The organism is Streptomyces gobiensis (assembly GCF_021216675.1).
GTDB classification, from domain to species: Bacteria; Actinomycetota; Actinomycetes; order Streptomycetales; family Streptomycetaceae; genus Streptomyces; species Streptomyces gobiensis.
Genome location: NZ_CP086120.1, coordinates 1,426,521 through 1,444,972, shown reverse-complemented (window position 1 = coordinate 1,444,972; position 18,452 = coordinate 1,426,521). Strand labels below are relative to the sequence as shown.

General features: G+C 72.4%; 13 protein-coding genes. 3 read left to right on the top strand and 10 right to left on the bottom strand.

Going from position 1 to position 18,452, the window contains the following annotated elements:
• Positions 1–144: 144 nt before the first annotated feature.
• Positions 145–1,842 carry a TIGR03767 family metallophosphoesterase gene (locus test1122_RS06715; RefSeq protein ID WP_232268239.1) on the top strand — a complete coding sequence of 566 codons (1,698 nt, stop codon included), beginning with the start codon at positions 145–147 and terminating at the stop codon, positions 1,840–1,842.
• Here the strand turns inward: test1122_RS06715 and test1122_RS06710 are convergent.
• From test1122_RS06710 to test1122_RS06695, 4 genes are all read right to left on the bottom strand, one after another.
• Positions 1,746–2,729, bottom strand: a complete 984-nt coding sequence (locus tag test1122_RS06710) for a DMT family transporter (RefSeq protein ID WP_232268238.1) — start codon at positions 2,727–2,729, stop codon at positions 1,746–1,748. The two genes, test1122_RS06715 and test1122_RS06710, sit on opposite strands and share 97 nt — an antisense overlap.
• 777 nt (positions 2,730–3,506) lie before the next feature.
• Positions 3,507–3,737, bottom strand: coding sequence for a hypothetical protein (locus test1122_RS06705; protein WP_232272084.1), 231 nt, complete (start codon positions 3,735–3,737; stop codon positions 3,507–3,509).
• Between the two features lie 48 nt (positions 3,738–3,785).
• A complete protein-coding gene (gene malQ / locus test1122_RS06700) occupies positions 3,786–5,894 on the bottom strand; it encodes a 4-alpha-glucanotransferase (RefSeq protein WP_232268237.1) in 2,109 nt (702 codons plus the stop codon).
• A complete protein-coding gene (locus test1122_RS06695) occupies positions 5,872–6,186 on the bottom strand; it encodes a hypothetical protein (protein ID WP_232268236.1) in 315 nt (104 codons plus the stop codon). The genes malQ and test1122_RS06695 overlap by 23 nt, the downstream gene beginning before the upstream one ends.
• Positions 6,187–6,534: 348 nt before the next feature.
• Here test1122_RS06695 and test1122_RS06690 point away from each other — a divergent pair, with 348 nt between their 5' ends.
• The gene (locus tag test1122_RS06690; protein ID WP_232268235.1) at positions 6,535–9,600 is read left to right on the top strand and encodes a glycoside hydrolase family 84 protein; all 3,066 of its coding nucleotides are present in this window, start codon (positions 6,535–6,537) and stop codon (positions 9,598–9,600) included.
• A gap of 31 nt (positions 9,601–9,631) precedes the next feature.
• Here test1122_RS06690 and test1122_RS06685 read toward each other — a convergent pair whose 3' ends face one another.
• The 5 genes from test1122_RS06685 to test1122_RS06665 all read right to left on the bottom strand — a co-directional run bounded on the left by test1122_RS06685 (position 9,632) and on the right by test1122_RS06665 (position 16,564).
• Positions 9,632–12,109 (bottom strand): SpoIIE family protein phosphatase, encoded by a 2,478-nt coding sequence (locus test1122_RS06685; RefSeq protein WP_232268234.1) that lies wholly within the window; start codon positions 12,107–12,109, stop codon positions 9,632–9,634.
• A gap of 126 nt (positions 12,110–12,235) precedes the next feature.
• Positions 12,236–12,967 carry a sulfite exporter TauE/SafE family protein gene (locus test1122_RS06680; protein ID WP_422397062.1) on the bottom strand — a complete coding sequence of 244 codons (732 nt, stop codon included), beginning with the start codon at positions 12,965–12,967 and terminating at the stop codon, positions 12,236–12,238.
• 25 nt (positions 12,968–12,992) lie between these two features.
• Entirely contained in the window at positions 12,993–14,036 is a 1,044-nt protein-coding gene (locus test1122_RS06675) for an N-acetylglucosamine kinase (protein WP_232268233.1), read from the bottom strand.
• On the bottom strand, positions 14,027–15,322 hold the full coding sequence (locus test1122_RS06670) for a 6-phospho-beta-glucosidase (RefSeq protein ID WP_232268232.1): 1,296 nt from the start codon (positions 15,320–15,322) through the stop codon (positions 14,027–14,029). The genes test1122_RS06675 and test1122_RS06670 overlap by 10 nt, the downstream gene beginning before the upstream one ends.
• Positions 15,323–15,355: 33 nt before the next feature.
• Positions 15,356–16,564, bottom strand: coding sequence for an ROK family transcriptional regulator (locus test1122_RS06665; protein ID WP_232268231.1), 1,209 nt, complete (start codon positions 16,562–16,564; stop codon positions 15,356–15,358).
• A 337-nt stretch (positions 16,565–16,901) separates the two neighbouring features.
• Here test1122_RS06665 and test1122_RS06660 point away from each other — a divergent pair, with 337 nt between their 5' ends.
• Positions 16,902–17,441, top strand: a complete 540-nt coding sequence (locus tag test1122_RS06660; RefSeq protein ID WP_232268230.1) for an HNH endonuclease — start codon at positions 16,902–16,904, stop codon at positions 17,439–17,441.
• Between the two features lie 105 nt (positions 17,442–17,546).
• On the opposite strand, the gene test1122_RS06655 is transcribed toward test1122_RS06660, so the two are convergent.
• Positions 17,547–18,446 (bottom strand): LysR family transcriptional regulator, encoded by a 900-nt coding sequence (locus test1122_RS06655; RefSeq protein ID WP_232268229.1) that lies wholly within the window; start codon positions 18,444–18,446, stop codon positions 17,547–17,549.
• Between the last annotated feature and the right edge of the window lie 6 nt (positions 18,447–18,452).

Sequence of the window (18,452 nt, the reverse complement as noted above, 5' to 3'; positions counted from 1 at the left end):
CGAAGGATCCATGATCCGAGGGGGTGATGGGCGGCCAGCGTTTCTGTGTCGTTAAAGCGCAGGCCACCGCCGATGCCAACGATTCGAAGTGAGCGGGGACCGCCTCGCGTCAGGAGCCGCGTTCACACTCGGGGAGAGTACTTCATGTCCCGCAGCCGTCAGCTCGCCGCTGCCGCACTTGACCGCCGTACGCTTCTCGCCACCGCCGGAGCCGCCAGTGCGGCGACCGGGCTGGGCTATCTGCTCGGGCCGGGCAGCGGCTCGGCAACCGCCCGGGCACCCATCGCCCGGTCCCTGGCCGGGAACCATCCCCATGCCGCGGGTGCGCCCGCCGGGGTTCCCTCGACGACCGGGACCACGATCAGCGGTGTCTCGGCGGCCGGCGGCGGCACCGGTTACCGCCGGCTGGGCGACGGTCCCGGCTGGGACCGGGTGGTACGGGCCGAGCTGGGCACCCCCTCGGGCGGCCGGGAGGAGAAGCGCACCGCGCTGGCCTCCTTCGTCCAGTTCACCGACCTCCATCTCGTGGATGTCCAGCATCCCTTGCGCTTCGAGTATCTGCGGGCCCAGACCGCCAGCGCCTGGCGGCCGCAGGAGACCCTGTCCGTACAGGGCACCATCGCGCTGATCGAGCGGGTCAACGGGCTGCGCGGCGGCCCGGTCACCGGGGCACCGGTGAGCTTCGTCGTCACCACCGGCGACAACACCGACAACAACTGCCGCGCCGAGCTCGACTGGTATCTCACCGTGATGAGCGGCGGCCGGATCGTCCCCAACACCGGCGACCCGCGCCGCTATGAGGGCGTACAGAGCTCCGGCCTCCCGCTCTACTGGCAGCCTGACGACCCGGTCAGGGACAACGACAAGCGGCTTGGCTTCCCGCACCTTGACGGCTTCCTCGCGGCGGCCATACGGCAGGTCACCAGCCCTGGGCTGGCCGTGCCCTGGTACTCGACGGTCGGCAATCACGACAGCCTGCCCGGCGGCGCCTTCGCTGCGGGCGACGGCTTCTTCGCCGATATCGCGGTGGGCGACCGTAAGCTGATGGATCTCCCGGGGGAGAAGGCCGCCGCTCTGCGGAAGCTGGTGGAGCAGGGCAACGATCCCAAGGGGGAGGCCTTCAAGGAGATGCTGCGGGCCAACGCCCGCCGCGCCCGCCCCGTCACCCCGGACCCGGCCCGGGCGCCCTTCACCCCGGCCGAGTATGTTCGCGCGCATCTGGACCCCAGGTACGCGGGTGCCGGGCCGGTCGGCCATGGCTACACCGACGCCAACCTCGCCGAGGGCAGCCTCTACTACACCTTCCCGGTCAGCGACAACGTCATCGGTATCAGCCTGGACACCGTCCGCGCGGACGGTGACTACCGGGGCGCGGTGGGCCGTACCCAGCTGCGCTGGCTGGCACGGCAGTTGAAGCAGCACCGTGATGCCTATGTGCTGGTCTTCAGCCACCACACCAGTACGTCCATCCGGGAGGGCCGCGAGGAGCTGCTGACGCTGCTGAAGGGGAATCCGCAGGTGGTGGCCTGGATCAACGGCCACCACCACACCAACAAGATCAGGCCGTTCGGCACCTTCTGGGAGATCTCCACCGCCTCGCATATCGACTTTCCGCAGCTCGCCCGGATCATCGAGCTCGCCGACAACCGTGACGGCACGATCTCCCTCTTCACCACCCTCATCGAGTCCGCGGCCCCGGCCCGTACCGACTTCGCCGATCTCTCCCAGACCGGCCTTGCCGCGCTCTACCGGGAGCTGGCCTTCAACTCTCCCGGTGCCCGGACCACACTCGCGGGCGCCGCGGGCGACCGCAACACGGAGCTGGTGCTGCGGAAGCCGTAGGTGCGGCTGGCCCCCAGGGCGACCCCGGTCAGGATCGGAACCATGGCCAGCAGCTGTGCCGGGGCGAGCTCCTCACCGATCAGGGCGAAGGAGAGCAGCGCCACGGCGAGCGGCTGGAGGTAGTAGACGATCCCCGCGCGGGCCGCGCCGACGAGGGCGATCGCCTTGTTCCAGGCGAAGTAGGCCAGCGCGGAGGACAGCACGCCGACATAGAGCAGCGGCCCGACCGCACCCGGCGTAACCGCGAAGCCGCCCTGGACGCTGAGGCTCACCGCGTAGGCGGGGGCCAGCAGCAGGGCGCCCAGGGCGAAGGTGCTGAAGAGGAAGGCAAGGCCGGAGATGCCGCTGGGGCGGCGGCCCAGCAGGGCGCTGTATCCGGCGAAGGTGACGGCGGCGCCGAGCATCAGCAGATCGCCCCCGGTGAAGTCCAGCCCCAGCAGGGCCGCTGGGGAGCCCTTGCTGATCAGGGCCAGCACGCCGGTGAGCGCGAGCAGCAGGCCAGCCGCCTGCCGCGGGCCCAGCCGCTGCCGCTGCCGCGCGAACAGCACCATCAGTACGGGTGAAGCCGCCGCGATCATCGCCATGTTGGTGGCCGAAGTGGTCTGCCCGGCCAGATAGACAAGGGTGTTGAAGAGGGCGAAGCCGAGCAGCGCGGCGAGCGTCAGATAGCCGATATGGCGGCGGATCAGCCTCCGCTGACGCCAGACCTGCGGCAGTGCGAGCGGGGCGAGTACGGCCAGCGCGATGATCCAGCGCCAGAAGGCGGTCTGGACGGGCGGCACGGTGTCGTGCAGTGCGCTGGCGATCACGAAGTTGCCGGACCAGACGAATGTGGCGACGGTCGCCAGCGCGATGCCGCCCCAGGCGGCGGTGCGGGCTCCTCCCATGTGGGTTCCTTTCTCGATGCGATGTCCCTCCGTACGGGGCGTCGTTCCGAGAAAGAGCTTCGCAGGACTAATTGATTAGGTCCATCGAGACTTTTTGAAGCTTTCCTTCAGCTGAGCTGAAAGAAAGGCCGGGGCGTAGGGGCGATGCCCGCCGCCCGGGCGGTGGCTTCCCCAGCCCCGCCCCTTCCCGTAACCGGGGCTGCGCCCCGGCCCCCGGGTGTGGGCCGGACGATTTCCGGTCCGGAACGGTGGGAGCCGACACAGGCCCGGGTGCAGGGGCAGCGTCCACTGCCCCGAGCGGCAGCTTCCCCAGTCCCGCCCGTTCCCGTAACCGGGGGCTGCGCCCCCGCCCCCGGTGTGGGTCGGACGATTCCGGTTCGGGAAAGGTGGGAGCCGACAGCGGCCCGGGCGTAGGGGCAGTCCCCGCCCCCTCCCGTAACCGGTGCTAAGCCCCGCCCCACCCGGCGTGGGCCGGACGGTCCCCCGATCTGGGGAAGGTTGGGAGCCGACGGAGGCCTGGGCGTAGGGGCGATGTCCGCCGCCCGGGCGGTGGCTTCCCCGAACCCACCCCTTCCCGCAACCGGGGCTGGCTGCGCCCCGGCCCGGGTGTGGGCCCGGATGATTTCCGGTTCGGGAACGGTGGGAGCCGACACAGGCCCGGGTGCAGGGGCGGTGTCCACTGCCCCGAGCGGCAGCTTCCCCAGTCCCCGTCCGGGGGCCGGGCATGATGAAGCGCCCCTGAGGTCTCAGCCTCAGGGGCGCCCTGGTTCGTTTGGGTCAGCTGCTCTTCTTGCGGGACTTGTCGCCCACCATGACCAGACCGGCGATCACTGCGAAGAGAAGCAGGGGGGCCAGCACATAGAGGCCCAGGGTCTCCGCCACGCTCAGGCCCGGACCCGGGTCGTCGCCGTCGTCGCGGGTAAGGGCGAAGGCGGGGGACGACATCAGCAGCATCAGCGTCGTACCGACGGTGATGGCTCCGGCTCGCACAGCATTCTTCTTGACCACGGTTCCAAATTAGCGAACGGGTTCACCCACCGCGCGCCCGGGGTCGCCTTAGCGGGTCCCCAGTCCCTCCCGGACCTCGGCCAGCAGGGCGTGCAGCCGGGGCGAGGCGGTCAGCTCCTCCAGACAGAGCGGGCGGCCGGTGCCGTCCGCGATGGGCAGCCGCCAGTTCGGGTACTCCTGCCAGGTCCCGGGAACGTTCTGCGGCCGCCGGTCTCCCACACCGTCCGGCAGCCATACGCCGATCATGCGCGCGGGGGTCCGGGTCAGAAACCGGTAGACGGCCTTCACCTCGGCCTCCTCATCGCCCGGTCCCTCGGGCAGCAGACCGTGCCGTTCAAAGAGGGACAGCCACTCGGCGATCTCCACCGCGTCCGCGGTGCGCTCGGTGGCCAGCGGGCGGTCCAGCAGGCCGAGCTGGTGGCGCAGCTCGATATGCTCGCCGCTCAGCCGTGCCGCGGTGCTGGGCAGATCATGGGTGGTGGCGGTCGCCACACAGCCCGCCCGCCACTGCTGCGGTTCCAGGGGCTCCCCGCTACCCCCTTCGCCGTAGTCGCGCTCGAACCACAGCACCGAGGTGCCCAGCACCCCGCGTCCCGCCAGCTCCTCTCGTACCCCCGGCTCGACCGTGCCCAGGTCCTCACCGATCACCACCGCACCGGCCCGGTGGGCCTCCAGCGCGAGCACGCCGAGCATCGCCCCGGCGTCATAGCGGACGTAGCAGCCCTCGGTCGGTGGGCGGCCCGAGGGCACCCACCACTGCCGGAAGAGGCCCATGATGTGGTCCATGCGCAGCGCGCCGGTATGCCGCAGCAGGCCGCGCAGCAGTCCCCGGTACGGGCCGTAGCCGGACGCGGCGAGCGCGTCGGGGCGCCACGGTGGCAGTCCCCAGTCCTGGCCGGCCGCGTTGAAGGCGTCCGGCGGTGCGCCGATGGACATCCCGGCGGCGAAGGCGTCCTGCTGCGCCCAGGCGTCCGAGCCCGAGGGGTGCACCCCGATCGCGAGGTCGTGCACCAGTCCCAGGGACATACCGGCGTCCCGGGCGGTGCGCTGGGCGTGGGCGAGCTGGGTGTCGGTCAGCCAGGCGAGCCAGCGGTGGAAGTCGACACGGTCCGGATGGTCGGCGCGGAAACGGGCCGTACGGTCCGAGCGGGGATCATCGAGGCCGGTGGGCCAGGAGCGCCAGTCGGGGCCATGCTGCTCCGCCAGGACGCACCAGGTGGCGTGGTCCTCCAGTGGCTGGCCCTGCGTGGCGAGGAAGTCACGGTAGTCGGCGCGGCGGGCGGGGCTGAGCGGGACCGTGCGCAGCAGCTCCAGGGCTTCGTGCTTGAGCGCCCACACGGCGTCGCGGTCGATATGGGCGCCCCTGCGCAGCACCGTCTCACGCAGCGTGGCGGCCCAGGCGAGCAAGACGGCGGTCCGGTCGCGGGCCGCGCCGGTCAGACAGGCGTACTCGGGGATGTCCTCAATCCGCAGATGGACGGGGTCGGTGAAGCGGCGTGAGGAGGGACGGTAGGGCGAGGGGTCACAGGCCTCGCCCGCATGCCCGGGGACCGCGGCGTGCAGAGGGTTGAGCTGGATGAATCCGGCGCCCGCCGTACGCGCCGCCCAGGCGGCGAGGTCGGCCAGGTCAGTGAGATCGCCCATGCCCCAGGAGCGGTCGGAGAGCAGTGAGTAGAGCTGGACGAGCAGTCCGAAGGTGCGGTCGGCCGGGACCGGCGAGCGGGCCGGGGCGACGATCAGGGTGGCGTGCGCGGCCCGGCCGTCGGTGGCCTGGGCCCGCAGGGTGTGCACACCGATGGGCAGATCGGCGCCCCAGTCGCGGCTTTCCCCGGCTTCCGTCTCGACCCGTAGTGCGGTGGAATCGGGAAGTGGGGGGAGGGCGGCGGGCGCGGTTCCAGCGCTGGACAGCTCCTGGCCGGTGCGCAGCATCACCGTCGGCGGCAGCAGGCGGGCGGTGGTGTGCTGAGCGTGCCGCTCCAGCGCCTGCCGTACGGCCTGCGGGGTCGACGCGTCGACGCCCAGCGCACCGAGCACCGCGACCACCGTGTCCTCGGGCACCTGGACGGTCTGGCCCGGGGCGGGCTCATAGGAGGTGCAGACACCATGTGCCGCGGCCAGCCGCGCCAGGCGGCTCTCAGATCTCTGCGGACTCCGCACCGCTGCGCCCGTCGGAAAAGAGGGCAGTACCGGTCGGCTCGCTGGTCAGCGGGAGCTCGGCGGCGATGGGGGACTCGCTGGTCAGGGGGGCGACATCGGCGAGCGGGGGCTCACTGGTCAGCGGGGCCTCGACCGGGCCGCAGGAGCCGGAGCCGTCCAGGCCGGAATCGGGATCGGACAGGCCGGAGAGTCCGGCCAGGATCTGTTTGGAGGGGTCGCCCTCCTCTGACCGTTCCGCCTGTTTGGGCATGGGGACGAGCGTGGACAGCAGGAGCTCAGCGGTTGCGGCCACGGTGGGCCTCCGTTCGTCGACGGGAGTCGGACACGATCTGCTCTACCCACTGTGCGCGACCGCATCCGCAATCAGCGACAGAACGTGGCCCAGCTCACCTTGCCCGTCCACCGGCGATTTGGCGGCGGTGGGCCATTCAGGACGCAGAGGAGTCCGGCGATTGGGGCATCGCGCACCAGAATTTACGGAGTGCTGAGGGGTGCTCACCGAACGCTCCCGGAATGCTCCCGGAACAAGCTGGGCACTTCCCCCAGTCGCGTTGACACCCGGACGCACCGGTGGTGGGCTCGGGTCCTGATACGCACGGGGTTACGGAGCACAGAGTTCAGGGGCGAGGGGAGGCCCGGGGTGGGCGGAGCGACGCGCGGCGGGCGGCGAACGGGCGCGACAGCGCTGGTGGCGGCCGTGGTCGGCGGGCTGCTCGGCGGCGCGCCCGGTGCACACGCCGCACCGCAGCCGGTGGACGACCCCATAGCGGCGGCCCCGGGCAACGAGCGCACGGCGGCGGACCAGCTGCCCGCCGTCTGGCCCCGGCCCCAGTCGATACGGGCCCGGGGCACCTCCGTGGCCATCCCCCGGGAAGCAGTGGTCATCGCCGGGCAGGGCACCGACCCGGCCGCCCGGACGGCGCTGCGCGCCGCGCTGCGGGACGCCGGGGTGGACGCGGTGCGGGAGGCCCGGCCCGAGGCGGAGGTGCCCGACGGCGCGCTGGTGGTGCTGGCGGGCGGCGCGCACGCCGAGCGGGCGCTACGGGAGCTGCGCGCCAGCGAGCGCGCAGATCTTCCCGCGGGCGGCTACCGGCTCGCGGTGGGGCGTATCGACGGCCAGGACACCGTGGCGCTGTCCGGGGTCGGCGGCGATGGCCTCTTCTACGCCGCGCAAACCCTGCGGCAGCTCGCCGTGGGCGGCGCGTTCGCCGGGGTGGTCATCCGGGACTGGCCGACCGCTGCCGTACGCGGCACCACCGAGGGCTTCTACGGCGAGCCCTGGACCCAGGAACAGCGCCTCGCCCAGCTCGACTTCCTCGGCCGCACCAAGCAGAATCGCTTCCTCTACGCGCCTGGCGATGACCCCTTCCGCCAGTCCCGCTGGCGCGACCCCTACCCCGCCGCGCAGCGCGCGGACTTCCGTGAGCTCGCGGAACGGGCCCGGGCCAACCATGTGGTGCTCGCCTGGGCGGTCTCACCGGGTCAGACCTTCTGCTTCGCCTCCGAGGACGACCGCAGGGCGCTGCTGCGCAAGCTCGACGCCATGTGGGCGCTGGGCGTACGCGCCTTCCAGCTCCGCTTTGACGATGTCAGCTATACGGAGTGGCACTGCGGCAAGGACGCCGACACCTACGGCAGCGGGCCCCAGGCCGCCGCCACCGCACAGGCCGAGCTCGCGGACGTGGTGGACCGGCATCTGGCGCGGCGCTATCCGAAGGCGCCGCCGCTGTCGGTGCTGCCGACGGAGTTCTACCAGAAGGGCGAGACCGAATACCGCACAGCCCTCGCCGAGCGGCTGAACCGCCGGACCGAGGTGGCCTGGACCGGGGTCGGCGTGGTCCCCAAGACCATTACGGGGCGCGAACTCACCCAGGCCCGCACCGCGTTGGGGCACCCGCTGGTGACCCTGGACAACTACCCGGTCAACGACTACGCCGAGGACCGGGTCTTCCTCGGCCCGTACACCGGCCGGGAACCCGCCGTGGCCACCGGCTCGGCCGCCGTACTGACCAACGCGATGGAGCAGCCCACCGCCTCCCGTATTCCCCTCTTCACCGCCGCCGACTTCGCCTGGAACCCGCGCGGTTACCAGCCCGCCGCCTCCTGGAAGGCCGCGATCGAGGATCTCGCGGGCCCGGACCGGGACGCCCGTGCGGCGCTGCACGCGCTCGCCGGAAATGGCGCCTCCTCGGTGCTGGACGGCTCCGAGTCGGCGTATCTGCGGCCGCTGCTGAAGGAGTTCTGGGCGGCCCGGGACAGCGGCGACACCCGGCGGCTGACGGCCGCCGCCGGCCGGCTGCGCGGCGCCTTCCAGGTCATGCGGGCGGCGCCGAAGCGGCTGTCCAAGGTGGCCGGCGGTGCGCTGGCCGCGGAAGTCGGCCCCTGGGTCAGCCAGTTGGCGCGCTATGGCGAGGCCGGTGAGCAGGCGCTCGATATGCTGCTCGCCCAGCGGCGCGGCGATGGCCGGGCGGCCTGGCGGGCGCAGCTGGCGGTGCAGGAGCTGAGTGCGGCGGCTGGGAAGAGCCCGGTGACGGTGGGCGAGGGCGTCCTGCCCGGCTTTGTGGAGCGGGCGCTGAAGGCCGCGAACGCCTGGAGCGGAGTACGGGCCGGGAAGGCCACCGCCAAGGGCGGGCCCGCCGCGCTGCCCGGCTCACCGCCGTCGGAGGCCACCGACGGAGACCCGGCGACCGTATACCGGGCAACGGCGGCCCCCGGGGCTGAGCCTGAGCCGCTGACGGTACGGCTGCCGAAGCCGCGCCCCCTGACGGCGGTCACCGTACAGTCCGAACCGGGCTCCGGCACCCGGGCCACGGTGGAGGTCCACACCCCGGGCCAGGGCTGGCGCAAGCTCGGCGAGCTCTCCGGGCAGGGCTGGACCCACACCCGGGCCGGCGGTGTACGGGCCGACGCCATCCGGCTCGTCTGGCAGCCGGGCGCCGCGGCGCCGGTCATCCATGAGATCTCACCCTGGTACGCGGACACCCCGGCGACCGCCATGGAGCTGACCCGTAGCGAGGCGGACGCGGAGATCGGCGGCTCCGCCGTCCGGGCCGGGATCCGGCTGGCCGCCCGCCGCCCGGCCGATGTCACAGGCCGCCTCACCGTCCAGGCCCCGAAGGGCTTCACGGTCCGCGCCCCGCGCCGGCCCACCGCGCTCCGGGGTATCCCGGTCACGGCACCGATCGAGGTCACCGCGGGCGAGCGGGTCCGCCCCGGCACGTATGACATCCCGGTCACCTTCACCACCGGGGCCGGTGAACGCCAGCGCCGCACCCTGACGGTGCGCGTCGCCCCGCGTACGGGGGACCGGGATCTGGCGCGGGGTGCGAAGGCGGTCTCCTCGGCGGACGAGACCCCGGACTTCCCGGCCTCCGCCGTCACCGACGGCGACCCGGAGACCCGCTGGTCCTCGCCCGCCCGGGACGACTCCTGGGTCCAGGTCGAACTGCCCCGTCCTGCCCGGGTCGGCGCGGTCGCCCTGCACTGGCAGGACGCCCACGCCGCGCGCTACCGCGTCCAGGTCTCCTCCGACGGCAGGCGCTGGCGTACGGCCGCGACGGTCCGGGACGGCCAGGGCGGCCGGGAAACGGTCCGGATGGACACCCCCGACGACATCCGCTTCGTCCGTGTCCAGGGCGACAAGCGCGGGACACGGTTCGGCTATTCACTGTGGTCGGTGGAGGTCTTCGCGGTGGCGGAGAAGTAGCGGCGGCATCCCCTCGCCGGCCGGCCGGCGATCAGAGCACCCCGGCAAGCCCCTCCAGCCCGGCCGACCCGGCAAGCCCCTTCAGCGGCTGCTCGGTCCAGACGGTCTTACCCTGACGCGTGTAGCGGGTGCCCCAGTGCTCGGTGAGCTGGGCGACCAGGAACAGACCGCGACCGCCCTCGTCCATGCTGCGGGCACGCACCAGATGCGGGGCGGTGTTGCTGGGATCGGAGACTTCGCAGATGAGGTGCTGATCGCGAATGAGGCGCAACTCGATCGGGCCGCCGGCGTACCGGTAGGCATTGGTAACCAGCTCACTGACGATCAGCTCGGTAGTGAAGACCAGCTCCTCCAGGTCCCACTGGGTCAGCTGGTCGGACGTCAGCGTGCGGGCCTGGAGCGCGGCTTCGGGCTCCGCGGGCAGCACCCAGGAGGCCACCTTCTCCTTCGCCAGGACCCGGGTACGCGCGATGAGCAGCGCGACATCGTCGGCCGGATGGTCGGCCGGGACGGTGGCCATCACCGCGGTGCAGATGTCATCCAGGCGGCGCGCGGGCTGGGCCAGCGCCGCTTTCAGCAGTCCCAGCCCCTCGTCGATATCGCGTCGGCCCGCCTCGATGAGCCCGTCGGTGTAGAGAGCGAGCAGGCTGCCCTCGGGGAGGTCCAGTTCAATCGATTCAAACGGCAGCCCGCCGAGGCCCAGCGGTGGACCCGCGGGCAGGTCCGGCAGTGCGACCTGGCCGTCCGGGGTCATCACGGCGAGCGGCGGGTGCCCGGCGCGGGCGATGGCGCAGTGGCGGGAGATGGGGTCGTAGACGGCGTAGAGGCAGGTCGCGCCGATCACCTCGATCACCTCGTCGGGCCAGGACGCGGCTCCGACGGCCTCCCGCTCGTCGGCGAGCCGGCCGACGAGATCGTCGAGCTGGGCGAGGACCTCCTCCGGATCGAGATCGAGGGCGGCCAGGGTGTGTACCGCGGTGCGCAGTCGTCCCATCGTGGCCGCGGCGGGAAGGCCATGGCCGACCACATCGCCCACGACCAGGGCCACCCGGGCACCGGAGAGGGGGATCAGGTCGAACCAGTCGCCGCCTACGCCCGCGGCGACATCGGCCGGCAGATACCGGTGGGCGACCTCGACCGCCGGATGTTCCGGCACCTCGACCGGTAGCAGGCTCCGCTGAAGAGTGACCGCTGCCTCATGCTGATGGGTGTACTGGCGCGCGTTGTCGATGCTGACGGCGGCGCGTGTGGCGAGCTCAGCGGCCAACCGGAGATCGTCCTCCTCGAAGGGCTCCGGCTGGGTCGTACGCCACATGCTGACGACCCCCAGTACCAGCCCGCGTGCCACGAGCGGTACGGCCATCAGCGAGTGGACACCCACGTCGGGCTGATACCTGGCCCGCTCCCCTGCCGGGAACCACTCGGGGGACATCTCGACCTCCGGTTCCAGCACGGGACGCCGCTCCTTCAGACACCGGGTCTGCGGTGCGGCGGAGGTGAAGAAGATCTCCTCGTTCTCCGCCGTGATCCACGGCGTCGCCTCCGGCGAAACGCTCCGCAGCGACATCCTGCGCAGCGGCACGAGCGTGTCCCGCGCCGCTGTCTCGCCGTGGATCACCGGCTCCAGAAGATCCACCGTTACGCAGTCGGCAAGGTCGGGCACCAGCACCTCGGAGAGCTCCCGGACGGTCTGGACCAGGTTCAGCGTGGTGCCGATCCGGTCGCCCGCCTCGTTGAGCAGCGCCAGCCTGCGCCGCGCCCGATAGCGGTCCGTGACGTCCTCCACCAGCTCGGTGACGCCGAGAACCCGGCCGGAAGGGTCCTCCATCCGGAACGCGGAGACGGAGACATAGCGTTCGGTGTCCGGATCGATGACCGTCCGGCACGACTGCTCGGCGAAGATCAGCGGGCGCCCCGTCTCCACCACCCGCCGCAGTCCGTCCTCCACGGTCGCGGTGTCCGGAGGGATGACGAAGTCCCCGATCCGCGTCCCGCGGTACAGCTCGGCGGGCGCTCCGCCGAACCGGGCGATCACCCGGTTGACCCGCAGAATGCTCAGGTCCGGGGCGTGCACGGCGATGCCGATCGGGCAGCGGCGGAACAGTCCGTCGAGCACCGAGCGGTCCACCTCCCACTGGGTCACCTCATCCGCCGGCGCCCCGGTCAGGAACCACTCCTCCGCCGCACCGGACCGGACGAGCTGGCTGGCCCGGATCCCCAGCTCCAGACGGCGTCCGTCACTCTGACGGACCGGCAGCACACCGAACCAGCTGCGAGCCCGGACACACTCGGCCGCCGCCCGCTGGGCCAGGCCACGGTCCTCGTCATGGATGAAGATGTCGATCGCCGACCGGCCGATCACCTCGTCCGGCCGGTAGCCGAGCAGCGTCTCGGCCTGATGGCTCCAGCCGGTGATCTTCCCCTGGTGGTCCACGACGGCTGTTGCGGCGCGGCCCAGCGCGAACGGATCATCCGGACTCTCGCTGAACGTCACCAACGGCGTATCCATGGCCCTCACCCAGGGGCGTCGGGAATGCGTGACCCCTGGCCGTACCGGTGCGGTGACCGTGGCCAGTGTCTGTGCTCATTCTCGCGCGCCACCCGGCCGCAGGGCATCCTGACAGGGGCCGAGCGGCTACCACAGCCCCCACATCCCCTTCCCCAGGGTGAGCAGCCCGCCCAGCAGGGCGAGGCCCAGGACGATCCGCCGGGTGCCGCGCTCCGGGGTGCGTGCGGCGACGCGGTGACCGGTGACGAGACCGGCGAGCATGGTGGCCGCGCCGAGCAGCCAGGCCTGCGGCGGAAGGCTGGGCAGGCCCTTGGCGGTGACCGAGAAGATGTTGACGAGCAGACCGTAGAACTGGGCATTGGGGATGAACTCCCGGGCGCTCCAGCCGGCGTTGACCGCGTAGAGCGAGACGACCGGCCCACCGACTCCGGCGGAGGAGTTCATGAAGCCACTGGCCGCCCCCGCGGCCAGGGCGCCCCTGGTCCCGTGCAGGGACTCGGCCCGGACCCCGTACCAGACCAGCAGCACGGCGGCGGTCACCAGCAGCCCCAGGCTGGTCAGCAGCACCGGCTCCGGCAGCCGCCGGGCCATCGCCGCGCCGGCCGGCACCGTCAGTGCGGCGGCGGCGACCAGCGGCACCATCGACCGCAGCCGCACCTGCCGCCAGGTGGCCGCCAGCCCGATGCCGCTGATGGCGATCCCCGCACAGTTGGTCAGCGCGACCCCCTCGACCGCACCGAGCAGCAGCACCAGCGCGGGCGCCGACACCAGCCCGAACCCGATCCCGGCCATCCGCTGCACGGCCGCGCCGAAGAACACGATGCAGCCCAGCAGGAGCAGGAAGGTCCAGGTCGTCAGCACAAGGTGAGGCTATGCGCAGGGGTCAGCGGTCCGGTGTGCGGTCCCGGGCATAGTGCGCGCGCAGCCTCGCGTGGGCGGCGGGGGAGGGGGGTCGGGCGCCCGCCGTGTCGAGGCCCAGGAGGGCGGCGCCCAGTACCGGTGGGGCGGTGACCACGGAGATCGCGGCCTTCGGCGCCCGGTCGGCCAGCTGGTCGACGATCCGGTTGTGCAGCCGGGGGTGGCGGGCCGCCGCCACGCCGCCGCCCAGCAGGACGGGGGTCCGGTCCGCCAGGAGGCCGAGCCGGGTCAGGGTGACGGTGACCAGGGCCACGATTTCGTCGGCCTGCCGGTCGACCAGCGAGCAGGCGACCGGGTCACCGGTCGCGGCGGCCGTGAAGAGGACCGGTACGAGCTCATGCTGACGGGCCGCGGGGATCTCTCCGAGGTGCAGGGCCTCGATCAGCTCATCCATGGTGTCCAGCCCGAAGTGTGCCGGGAGCGCCCGGGCCAGCTCCGTAGCCGTGCCGCGTCCGTCCACGGCGCGGGCGGCGTGCCACAGCGCCTCACCGGCCAGCCCCCCGCCGCCGCCCCAGTCGCCGGAGAGCCGGCCGATGGCCGGGAAGCGGTGGATGCGGCCGTCGGGGGCACGGCCGACGCAGTTGATGCCCGCCCCGCAGACGACGGCCACCCCGTGCCGTACGGAGCCGTCGTCCGGCAGACCCGCGCGCAGGACGGCGAAGGTGTCATTGGCGATATGGGCGGTGCGCGCCCAGCCACGGGCGCGGACGGCTGCCGTCAGCTCGCGTTCCTCACGCGGCAGGTCGGCGTTGGCCAGACAGGCGCTGACATGGTCGAGGGTGCTGCCCGAGCCAGGGGCTCCCGGGCCGGGGGCTGCGGAGCCGGATGAGGCCACGACCTGACGGACCGTGGCGGCGAGCGCGTCGACCGCTGCCTCGACGCCCGACTTCGAAGGTCCGAAGCCACCGCCGCGGGCGGTGGCCAGCACCGTCCCGTCCAGGGCGATGACCGCCGCGTCGGTCTTGGTGTTCCCCGCGTCGATGGCGAGGAGGGCAGGGGTCACAGCCACGCGAGATGCTCCCGGTTGTGGGCGAGGAGGCGGTCGGTCAGGGCCTCGGCGGAGGCGTACTGGCCGATCAGCGGGTGGGCGAGCAGGGCCGTGAAGACACGGTCCCGCCCCCCGTACAGGGCCGCGTCCAAGGCGAGGTGTTCATAGGCGGTGGTGTGCGCCATCAGTCCGGCGTAGAGCGGGTCGATATCCGGGGCGGGCAGCGGCTCGACACCGCCGGGCGTCACCCGGGCGGGGACCTCGACCACCGCGTCGTCGGGGAGGAAGGGCAGCGCGCCGGAGTTACGGGTGTTGACCACCTGGATGTCGCCGGGGCCGATGTCGCCGGGGCCGTCGCCGAGCAGCGCGGCGGCCAGCGCCACCGCCGCCTCCGAGTAGAAGGCGCCGCCTCGCCCGGCGAGCAGCGCGGGCTTCTCATCCAGCGCCGGATCGCCGTACATCTCCAGGAGTTCCTTCTCCATGGCGGCGACCTCGGCAGCCCGTGACGGCTTGGTACGCAGCTCGTCCACGACCTCGTTGTGTGCGTAGAAGTAGCGCAGATAGTAGGAGGGGACCACGCCGAGGCGGTCCAGCAGAGGGCGGGGCAGGCGCAGCTCCATGGCGATCCGCTCACCGTGCTCGGCGATCAGCCGGTGCAGTATGTCCTCGCCGTCCGGCCCGCCGAGCCGGACGCCCAGCTCCCAGGTGAGGTGGTTGAGGCCGTAGTGGTCAAGGTGCAGTTCCTCGGGGCGTACCTCCAGCAGCGCGGCGAACCTGCGCTGCAGCCCAATGGCCACATTGCACAGCCCCACCGCCTTGTGCCCGGCGCGCAGCAGGGCCCGGGTGACGATGCCGACGGGGTTGGTGAAGTCGATGATCCAGGCATCCGGGTTGCCGCGGCGCACCCGTTCGGCGATCTCAAGCACCACCGGCACGGTGCGCAGCGCCTTGGCCAGGCCGCCCGCGCCGGTGGTCTCCTGCCCGACGCAGCCGCACTCCAGCGGCCAGGTCTCGTCCTGGTGACGGGCGGCCTGACCGCCCACCCGCAGCTGGAGCAGCACGGCGTCGGCCCCGGATACGCCCGCGTCCAGATCGGCGGTGGTGACGATACGGCCCGGATGGCCCTGCTTGGCGAAGATCCGGCGGGCCAGCCCGCCGACCAGCTCCAGCCGCTCGGTGGCGGGGTCGATAAGGACCAGCTCGGTGATGGGGAGGCCCCCTTGGTCCACGGGGGCCCGCAACCGGGCGAAGCCGTCGATGAGTTCAGGGGTGTAGGTGGACCCGCCACCCACTACTGCGAGTTTCATGCCGATCAGCCCTTACTCGGTGCGGGTCGCGGTTCAGCGGGAGGTGTCGAACACCTCGTCGCGGGTGGTGGCCAGGGCGCTTTCCAGCGCCCCGCTGAGGACGGGGTGTTCGGTGATCTCACCGACGAGCAGCCGTGGCCGGGGGACGGCCAGTTCGGCCAGCTCCTCCTGGACCAGGGCGCGCAGCCGCTCGCCCCCGGCGGTGTGCAGACCACCGGAGAGGACGATGAGTTCGGGGTCGAGGACGGCGACCATCGCGGCGAGTCCGGTGGCCACCCCGGTGGCCAGCCGCCGCAGCAGCTCGCCGTACGGGCCGTCCTCCGGCTCCTCGCCGCTCACCGCCCGCCGCAGCAGCTGGGCCACCGCGTCGGCGTCCGGTCCCGGTTCGGGCTTCAGGCCCAGCTCCCGGGCGAGCCGTACGAGGGCGTGGGAGCCGGCCAGCTCCTGGAAGCCGCCGCCCCCGGTCCTGGCGACCTGCCGTACCAGCGGGACACCGGGCACCGGCATAAAGCCGACCTCGCCCGCGCCACCGGTCCAGCCACGGTGCAGTCTGCCGCCCAGGACCAGGGCGGCGCCGATGCCCTCCTCGTTCCAGAGCAGAACGAAGTCATCGTGGTCGCGGGCGGCGCCGGTCCGCTGTTCGGCGATGGCGGCGAGGTTGACGTCGTTGTCGTAGTCGAGCGGCATGGGCAGTGCGGCGGCCAGCTCCTCCAGGAGGGTGGGCGAGTGCCAGCCGGGCAGATGCGCGGCGTACCGCAGCCGCCCGGTGCCGGGGTCAAAGGCGCCGGGAGTGCCGATCACCACCCGGTGCAGCTCGGAGCGGGCGAGCCCGGCGGCCTTGGCGGCGCCGTCCACGGCCTCGATGACCTGCTGGACCACGGAGCCACCGCGCCGCCCCCGGGCAGGCAGCTCATGCTCACCCACCGTCCGGCCGGTGATGTCGGCGACCGCGGCGCGGATCCGGGCCGCGGTGACATCCAGCCCGGCGACATGGGCGGCGGCCGGGTTGACCGCGTACAGCTGGGCGCTGGGCCCGGGGTGGCCCCCGCTCGTACCGGTGATGATGACCAGGCCCGCCGCCTCCAGCCGGGCGAGCAGCTGAGAGGCGGTCGGCTTGGAGAGCCCGGTGAGCTTGCCTATCCGGCCACGGGAGAGGGACCCATGGGCCAGCAGGAGATCGAGCGCGGCCCGGTCGTTCATGGCCCGCAGAACGCGCGGGGTCCCTGGGATGGTGCCGGCCATCGCCCGTCCTCCACTGTTAGGAAGGTTTCCTATTGCTGCGGCAGACAGTAAACCCCGGCCAACGCGGCGTCAATGGCGCACCCATCCCGCTGCGTCATCCGCCCGATGCTGTGCGTCATCCATCGTGTCCACGCGCACACACCAATGGGCGAAATCCGCCTGATCCGGCGACCATGTTCGAGAGATGACCGGTTTCCGGCGGGGAAGGAGGGAGTGTGGTCCAAAACACGGTTGTTGCGTTACCCGGTCGTGGTGGCGCTACGACCCAGGTGGAGGACACACTGAGGGGAGATCGTCCCGGCGCGAGCCACGCGCCGCAGACGTACAAGGAGGCACCGTGCCGCACGTCCTGGTCCTCAATGCGTCGTACGAGCCGCTCGGCGTCGTACCGCTTCGCCGCGCGCTCATTCTTGTCCTCAACGACAAGGCGATCAGCCTCGAGGATTCCGGCGCCCTCATGCACAGCGCGACCCGCGTCATACCCGCACCCAGCGTGGTCAGACTCAAACGCTTCGTCCGCGTGCCCTTTCGGGGCCCTGTTCCACTGACCCGGCGCGCCCTGTTCGCCCGCGACGGCGGCCGATGCGCCTACTGCGGCGGGGCGGCCACCAGCGTCGACCACGTCATCCCGCGCAGCCGTGGCGGCCAGCACGCCTGGGAAAACGTCGTCGCCGCCTGCCGCCGCTGCAACCACGTCAAGGCGGACCGCCACGTCGCCGAGCTCGGCTGGCGCCTGCGCCACAAACCCGCCCCGCCCTCGGGACTCGCCTGGCGGATCATCGGCACGGGGCATAGGGATCCGCGCTGGCTGCCCTATTTGCAGCCATACGGCGCGGACGACGACCTGGCCCGGATCGACGGCAGATCAACTGCCTGAGACCGGGCCTTCGTGTGCGCTCGGACCCACAGCGAGCGCCGCAGAGCTTCGCCGCGCTGAAGGGCGTTCGGGAGTCCCGTAGCCGGTGACGTCGTGGTCAGCGGTTCAGCTGAGCTGAACGGCCCGCAGGGCGTCGAGTACGCGGCTCAGACCCGGCCACTCCTCCGCGCCGCGCCGTACGGCGGCTACCACGTGCCGCCTGGGCCGGTCCTCGGTCAGTACGCGTACGGCGACATCCGCGCCCCGCTCCACGGCCGCCATCCGGGGCACCAGGGCGACGCCCATTCCGGCGCCGACCATGGCGAGGATCGCGGACCAGTCGGCGGCGGCGTGTGCCTGCCCGGGTACGAACCCCGCCGCCTCGCAGACAGTTGTGGTGATTTCGGACCAGGGGCCGCTGTGGCCGTAGATCCAGGGTTCACCGGCGAGATCGGCCAGCCGTACTGCCGGTGCGGTGGCGAGGGGGTGGGTGGCGGGCAGGGCTACGTCGAGGGGGTCGGTGCGGAGTTCGACGCGGGTGAACTTCGGGTCCCGTGCGGTGGGCGCGTGCGCGGCCAGGGAGAGGGCCAGATCGACTGTGCCGTCGGTCAGCAGACCGTACGCCTCGGCGGCTTCGGCTTCCCGGACGGTCACCCGCAGCCCGGGATGGTCCCGCCGCAGGGCGGCGATGGCGGGGACGACCAGTGCGGGGATCGCGGTGCTGAAGGCGCCCAGCCGGACCGTGCCCACCTCGCCGTGGAGGTAGCCCGTCAGTTCGGCGTCGGCCCGCTCCAGCTCCGCGAACACCGCCTCGGCGTGCCGCAGCACCAGCTCGGCGGCGGCCGTGAGGCGTACGCGCCGCCCCTGGGCCTCCAGCAGCCGCACACCGAGCTGTTTGCTCAGCCCGGTCAGCTGCTGGGATACCGCCGAGGGTGTCATGAAGAGCGCTTCGGCGGTGGCGGTGACGGTGCCCAGCTCGCCCAGGGTCCGCAGGATCCGCAGCTTTTTGATGTCCCAGTCGGCCATCTAGCG

What these genes read in the sequence shown, in the direction of transcription:
- test1122_RS06665 (WP_232268231.1), bottom strand. Translation starts at nt 16,564, where the DNA reads ATGGCCGGCACCATCCCAGGGACCCCGCGCGTTCTGCGGGCCATGAAC.
- test1122_RS06710 (WP_232268238.1), bottom strand. Translation starts at nt 2,729, where the DNA reads ATGGGAGGAGCCCGCACCGCCGCCTGGGGCGGCATCGCGCTGGCGACC.
- test1122_RS06655 (WP_232268229.1), bottom strand. Translation starts at nt 18,446, where the DNA reads ATGGCCGACTGGGACATCAAAAAGCTGCGGATCCTGCGGACCCTGGGC.
- test1122_RS06670 (WP_232268232.1), bottom strand. Translation starts at nt 15,322, where the DNA reads ATGAAACTCGCAGTAGTGGGTGGCGGGTCCACCTACACCCCTGAACTC.
- test1122_RS06685 (WP_232268234.1), bottom strand. Translation starts at nt 12,109, where the DNA reads ATGGATACGCCGTTGGTGACGTTCAGCGAGAGTCCGGATGATCCGTTC.
- test1122_RS06715 (WP_232268239.1), top strand. Translation starts at nt 145, where the DNA reads ATGTCCCGCAGCCGTCAGCTCGCCGCTGCCGCACTTGACCGCCGTACG.